This is a genomic window from Streptomyces sp. UNOB3_S3 (assembly GCF_020740895.1).
Classification (GTDB): Bacteria; Actinomycetota; Actinomycetes; order Streptomycetales; family Streptomycetaceae; genus Streptomyces.
Map to the genome: position 1 here is coordinate 1 of NZ_JAILXP010000427.1, position 5,698 is coordinate 5,698.

General features: G+C 67.8%; 4 protein-coding genes and 1 tRNA gene. 1 reads left to right on the forward strand and 4 read right to left on the reverse strand.

Features of this window, described 5'->3' with window-relative positions; genetic code table 11:
• Positions 1-378 precede the first annotated feature (378 nt).
• Together K6I33_RS30740 and K6I33_RS30745 are read right to left on the reverse strand one after the other, a co-directional pair.
• Positions 379-452, reverse strand: a tRNA-Met gene (locus K6I33_RS30740).
• 44 nt (positions 453-496) lie between these two features.
• Positions 497-3,385, reverse strand: coding sequence for a UPF0182 family protein (locus K6I33_RS30745; RefSeq protein ID WP_229357829.1), 2,889 nt, complete (start codon positions 3,383-3,385; stop codon positions 497-499).
• A 200-nt stretch (positions 3,386-3,585) separates the two neighbouring features.
• On the opposite strand from K6I33_RS30745, the gene K6I33_RS30750 reads away from it, so the two are divergent.
• A complete protein-coding gene (locus K6I33_RS30750; protein ID WP_229357827.1) occupies positions 3,586-4,170 on the forward strand; it encodes a PPA1309 family protein in 585 nt (194 codons plus the stop codon).
• Positions 4,171-4,200: 30 nt separating this feature from the next.
• On the opposite strand, the gene K6I33_RS30755 is transcribed toward K6I33_RS30750, so the two are convergent.
• Positions 4,201-5,289, reverse strand: coding sequence for a PDZ domain-containing protein (locus K6I33_RS30755; protein WP_229357828.1), 1,089 nt, complete (start codon positions 5,287-5,289; stop codon positions 4,201-4,203).
• Between the two features lie 84 nt (positions 5,290-5,373).
• Positions 5,374-5,547: a hypothetical protein gene (locus tag K6I33_RS30760; RefSeq protein ID WP_189451532.1), complete on the reverse strand. Its 174-nt coding sequence runs from the start codon at positions 5,545-5,547 to the stop codon at positions 5,374-5,376.
• Between the last annotated feature and the right edge of the window lie 151 nt (positions 5,548-5,698).

Consider the following 5,698-nt stretch of genomic DNA (forward strand, 5'->3'; position numbering starts at 1 on the left):
CCGGTGGTCCCCGCCGGCCCCCCCGGGCCGGACGACGACGGGTCCTGATCGTCCCGGTGGCTCCCGTCCCCGGGAGCCGCCACAAGCCGATGTGTTTCCAACAGCCTCGCCTTGTCCCCCATAAGTCCCATCGTCGCACTCCCGCAACCTGCGTACACCACGAATACCGCAGTCAGTGAGGTCACTTCAGCGTTTTGTCGACTTCCCGACTTCCCGACATGGCGGTGCCCCAAACTCTAATCAAAAGCCCCGCACACAACCCGCACAGACCACCCGGACAGCCGACAGCGGCCTCCCGTACGGCACTCGGGCGGCCGTCAGGCGGCCCGGTACACGAACAAGGCCCGGAGTCCGAGAACTCCGGGCCTTGTCTTTGAGTAGCGGGGACAGGATTTGAACCTGCGACCTCTGGGTTATGAGCCCAGCGAGCTACCGAGCTGCTCCACCCCGCGTCGTTGTGGCACAACCGTACCACGACGACGCGGGATCGGGGCGGTCAGCTGCCGGGCTTGGTGCCGCCGGGCGCCGCGGCCTCGGCCTTGGCGATCCGGTCGAGGGCGGCCTTCAGGTCCTGCTGGGCCTTGCCGTAGGCGGCCCAGTCCTTGCTCTCCAGCGCCTTCTGCCCCGCGTCAAAGGCGTCCTGAGCATCCTTCACGGCCTGCTTGACCGTCGGGTTCTCACTGGCCGGGGGCGTGGTGCCGGTGGTGGGCGGCTGGGTGCCGGGCGCGGGGCTCTTCACCTCGAACACGGCGTCGAGGGCCTTGCCGAGGTCGTCCTCGAAGGCGGTCTTGTCGCCGTAGGTGACCAACACCTTCTTCAGGCGCGGGAAGTTGGAGCCCGCGCCGCGCACGTAGACCGGCTCCACATAGAGCAGGCCGTCGTCCAGCGGCACGGTCAGCAGGTTTCCGTACTCGATCTCGGAATCGCCGCGCTTCAGGATATTGATCTTATTGGCGATCTCGGGGTCGCCGTTGAACTTGCTCTGCACCTGCTGGGGGCCCGAGGTCGTGGTCTCCGACGGCAGCTTCAGAATTCTGATCTTTCCGTAACCGGAGCTCTTGGCGTCGGCGTCGACGGCCATGAACGCGCCCAGGTTCTCCCGGCTCTTCGGCGTGAACGTCGTCGTCAGGGAGAAGGCCTGCGCCGTCTGGCCCGGCATCCGCATGCTCAGGTAGTACGGCGGGACCGCGTTGCCCGACTTGTTGGTCGGGTCGTCCGGGACCTGCCAGCGCTCGCTGCCGGTGTAGAACGTGCCGGGGTTGGTGACGTGATAGCGGGTCAGCAGTTCGCGCTGCACCTTGAAGAGGTCCTGCGGGTAGCGCAGGTGGTCCAGCAGACCGGCGCTGATCTGGCTCTTCGGCTTCACCGTGCCCGGGAAGGCCTTCATCCAGGTCTTGAGCACCGGGTCCTTGGTGTCCCACTGGTACAGCTTCACCGTGCCGTCGTAGGCGTCCACGGTCGCCTTGACGGAGTTGCGGATGTAGTTGACCTGATTCTGCTGGGCCACCACCGCGCGCTGACCGGTGGTCAGCGAATCGGCCGTGGTGTCACCGAGCGTGGTGCGCGAGGCATAGGGATAGCCGTTGGTCGTGGTGTACGCGTCGACGATCCACTGAATGCGGCCGTCGACCACCGCCGGATAGGCGTCGCCGTCGATCGTCAGCCACGGGGCGACGGATTCGACGCGCTCCTTCGGGGTGCGGTTGTACAGAATCCGCGAGCCGTCGCCGATGGCGCCCGAATAGAGGATCTGCGGCTCGCCGAACGCCACCGCGTAGGCGGCCCGGTTGACCGGATTGGCGAGGCTGACGCCGCTCTTGCCCTCGTAGCTGTAGCTCTTCTCGCCGCTGTCGCCGGAGTAGTCCAGCTCCTTCTGCGGGCCGCCGACGATGGAGTACTGGGTGGTCTTCTCGCCGTAGTACACCCGCTGCTCGTACTTGCCGAGCGCGCCCTTGGTGGGCAGGTCCCGCTCGGTGAAGGCGGGGTCGCCCTCGCCGACCGCGGTGGTGCCCTTGGCGGTGATGGCGCCGTAGCCGTGGGTGTACTTGAAGTGGTCGTTGATCCAGTTGCGCTCGGGGATGCCGTTGATGTTCAGCTCGCGCAGACCGATGACCGTGTCCTGCTCCTTGCCGTCGACCTTGTAGCGGTCGACGTCCAGCGTGGAGGGGAACTGGTAGTAGCCCTTCACCTGCTGGAGCTGCTGGAAGGTGGGCGAGACGATGTTCGGGTCGAGCAGGCGGATGCTGGCGGTGGAGTCCGCCGCTCCGCGCAGCCGCTCCTTGTCCTGCTGGCTCTTGCCCTTCAGGTCGCTCTTGCCCACGTAGTCCGTCACCTCGGACCCGTCGATGCCGTAGGCCTCACGGGTCGCGGTGATGTTCTTCTTGATGTAGGGCGCTTCCTTGGCCTGCTCGTTCGGCTGGACCTGGAACTTCTGCACGATCGCCGGGTAGAGCCCGCCGATCAGCACGGCCGAGAGCACCATCAGGCCGAAGCCGATCACCGGCAGCTGCCAGGTGCGCCGCCAGAGCGTGGCGAAGAACAGCACGGCGCAGATCAGCGCGATGATGAACAGGATCGTCTTGGCCGGCAGATAGGCGTTGGCGTCCACATAGCGCAGCCCGGTCCAGCCCTCGGTGGACTTCAGCCCGCTGGACTTCACGGCGAGCCCGTAGCGGTCCAGCCAGTAGGCGACGGCCTTCAGCGTCACGAAGACGCCGAGCAGCACGGACAGGTGCCCCGTGGCCGCCGCCGTGGCCCGGCCGCCCGGGCTGGTGAGCCGCAGACCGCCGTAGAGGTAGTGCACCAGGGCCGCGGCGATCAGCGACAGGACCGCCGCCGCGAAGCCGAAGCTCAGCAGGAAGCGGTACCAGGGCAGGTCGAAGGTGTAGAAGGAGATGTCCTTGTGGAACTGCGGGTCCCGCTGCCCGAAGGACACGCCGTTGACCCACTGGAGCCAGGTGCGCCACTGGCCGGCGGCGGACGCGCCCGCGACCAGGCCCACCAGCGACGTGACCGCCAGCAGCACCCACTTCTTGTAGGGGGCGATGCTCATCCGGTAACGGTCGAGGCTCTGCTGCTCCACGGACATCGCGCTCAGCGGCGGCCGCAGCCGGTGCGCCAGCCAGATGTTCGTTCCCACCGCCAGGGCCATCAGCACGCCGAAGACGGCGAACAGGCCGATCTTGGTGCCGAGGGTGGTGGTGAAAACGGAGGAGTAGTCCACCGAGCGGTACCAGAGCCAGTCGGTCCAGAACCCGGCGAACATGACGAAGAGCATGGCCAGCACCGCCAGCACGCCCAGGGTCATCAGCAGGGTCCGGACACGCCGGGACGGTCGGCCGACTCTGATCCGTGGCCCTGACGGGCCTCCGCCGCGGTCCGGCATCTGGAAAGCCAAGGTGCGCACCTCGAAGTTCGCTGTGGATGAAGCTTGTCGATCGAGCCCGGCCGAGCCGTTGTGAAGCTTGGGAAGCTTGGGAAACGAGCTGTCGATCAGGCCCAGGCGATAGTAGGACCCACTGTGGCAACTTACCGACGCTTTACTCGGTTCCCGTTTTCGGGCTCGGTCAGGGCACGATATTGACCATGTCCAGCAATACCGGTTCGAACCTTCCCGGCTCCCAGGAGCCCAGCGTCCCCATGGCGGCCAGCCCGCTCACCCGTGCCGTGCTCGAGATCGACGAGTACGCCTCCACCCTGGGCTGGGACCAGCCCGCGCGGCTGTTCGCCCTGGTCGACACGGCCCGGCTGCGTGCCCAGGAGCCCGGCCTGGCCGCCCAGCTCGGCCTCGACGACGAGGCGTCGTCCAGCGCCTCCTACACCCCCATCGAGCAGGAGGAGCTGCCCAAGGGCACCGCCCTCGACAAGTTCCTGGGCACCATCGCCTGGCCCGACGCCGTGGTGGGGTGCGCCCTGACCGTGGAGCGGCTGATGCTCCCGCCGTCCGCCGAGACGTCCGTGCCCCACGGCATGAACGACAAGCAGCTCGCCGCGTGGGTCGCCAGGCACCCGGACCGCCAGGAGGTCCGGATGACGGTGGCCGTGCTGCGCGACGGCGCGCGCGAGTCCGCCGTCCGGCTGCGCGAGAAGGACTCGCCGACCGAGGTCCTCACCGGCGCCGACCTGGTGCCGGGGCTGGCCGAGGCGCTGTCCGCCACCTTCGAGGACTAGAAGGACCTGGAGGCTCCGTGAGGGGGCCGGTCAGCCCGTCTTGCACTGGGGCAGGCCGGCCGTGTCCCCCTTGCGGAGCTTCTCCAGCGACTGGAGGGCGTCCTTGATCGTGTCGACCTTGATCAGGGTCAGGCCCGACGGGGTGTCCTTGGCGGCGGCCGCGCAGTTGTCCTTGGGCGTGAGGAAGTAGCGGGCGCCCTTCTCGCGCGCCCCGACCGTCTTCATCTCCACGCCGCCGATCGGCCCGACCTTGCCCTCGTCGTCGATCGTGCCCGTGCCCGCGATGAACTTCCCGCCGGCCAGATCGTCCGGCGTGAGCTTGTCGACTATCCCCAGGGCGAACATCAGCCCGGCGCTGGGCCCGCCCACGTCCGCCAGCTTGATGTTGATCGTGAACGGGAAGGTGTGGTCCGTACCGGCCTGGATGCCGACGATGGCCCTGTTGTCGTCGGGGGCCTTGTTGGTGACGAGGGTGATCGTGTCCTCGGTCCTCGGCTGCCGCTTCTCCTTCTCCGCGGCGGCCGCCTCCTTGGCGGGAACGACCCGGAACGTCACCTTCTCGCCGGGCTTGTGCCGGGTGACCAGCTTGGCCACGTCGCCGGGCTGCTTGATCTCCGTGCCGTCGACGTCCTTGATGACGTCTCCGGCGTGCAGCTTCCCCTCGGCGGGGCTGCCCTTGACGACGGACGACACGACGACCCGGGTGCCCACGGGGATGCCGAGCTCCTTCAGGGCGGCGACCTTGGCGCTCTCCTGGGACTGGCTGAACTCCTCCGCCGTCTCCTGGTTCAGCTCGTCCGGGGACTTGTCGTCCGGGTAGAGCGTGCTGTGCGGGACGACCAGGTTGTCGTGGGCGAGCCAGCCCCAGACCGCCTCCACCAGGTTCATCCGGTACTGCGAGCCGGTGACGCGAACCGTCGTCATATTGAGGTGACCGGTGGTCGGATACGTCTTGTGCCCGGAGATCTGGAGCACCGGCTCACCGCCGTGCTCGCCCAGGGTGTTCACCGTCGGCCCCGGGGACATCTCCGCGTAGGGCACGGGGATCAGCACGCCTGCGCACAGGAGCGCGATCAGCATCAGGAGGGAGGCGAGCATCGTCGCGGTGCGGCGGGGCATGGAACGACAGTACGGGACCGGTCCGGCAGTCCACTCCCGGGGCGGTCCGTCCGGGGCAGATATCGGAACTCTCCGGCGACCCGGTCAGCCCGCCGGGCCGGATCCGGACTCGGCGCGTTCCATCGCCTCACGGAACTTGGCGTAACCGGCCAGTTCCGCGACATCTCCGGACTTGCGGTTTCTGGCCGCCCAGCTCCCCCACAGCGCGGCCACCACGGCCGCCGCAGCGGGAATCAGCAACCAAGCGAGCGCCGCCATGCCGGCCTCCGACCCCTTACGCAATCGCCATTGAACCGATGAGCAGATTAATCATCTTCGGTCTCAACGCTTACGTCAGGGGGCCGGTTACGCAACCAGGGACGGCCCAATAGTGGCCAGCTTCGGACACCGCCGACGTACTGCTACGCCC

Excerpts from the sequence above, each read along its gene's own strand:
- K6I33_RS30745 (WP_229357829.1), bottom strand. The coding sequence starts at position 3,385 with ATGCCGGACCGCGGCGGAGGCCCGTCAGGGCCACGGATCAGAGTCGGC.
- K6I33_RS30750 (WP_229357827.1), top strand. The coding sequence starts at position 3,586 with ATGTCCAGCAATACCGGTTCGAACCTTCCCGGCTCCCAGGAGCCCAGC.
- K6I33_RS30755 (WP_229357828.1), bottom strand. The coding sequence starts at position 5,289 with ATGCCCCGCCGCACCGCGACGATGCTCGCCTCCCTCCTGATGCTGATC.
- K6I33_RS30760 (WP_189451532.1), bottom strand. The coding sequence starts at position 5,547 with ATGGCGGCGCTCGCTTGGTTGCTGATTCCCGCTGCGGCGGCCGTGGTG.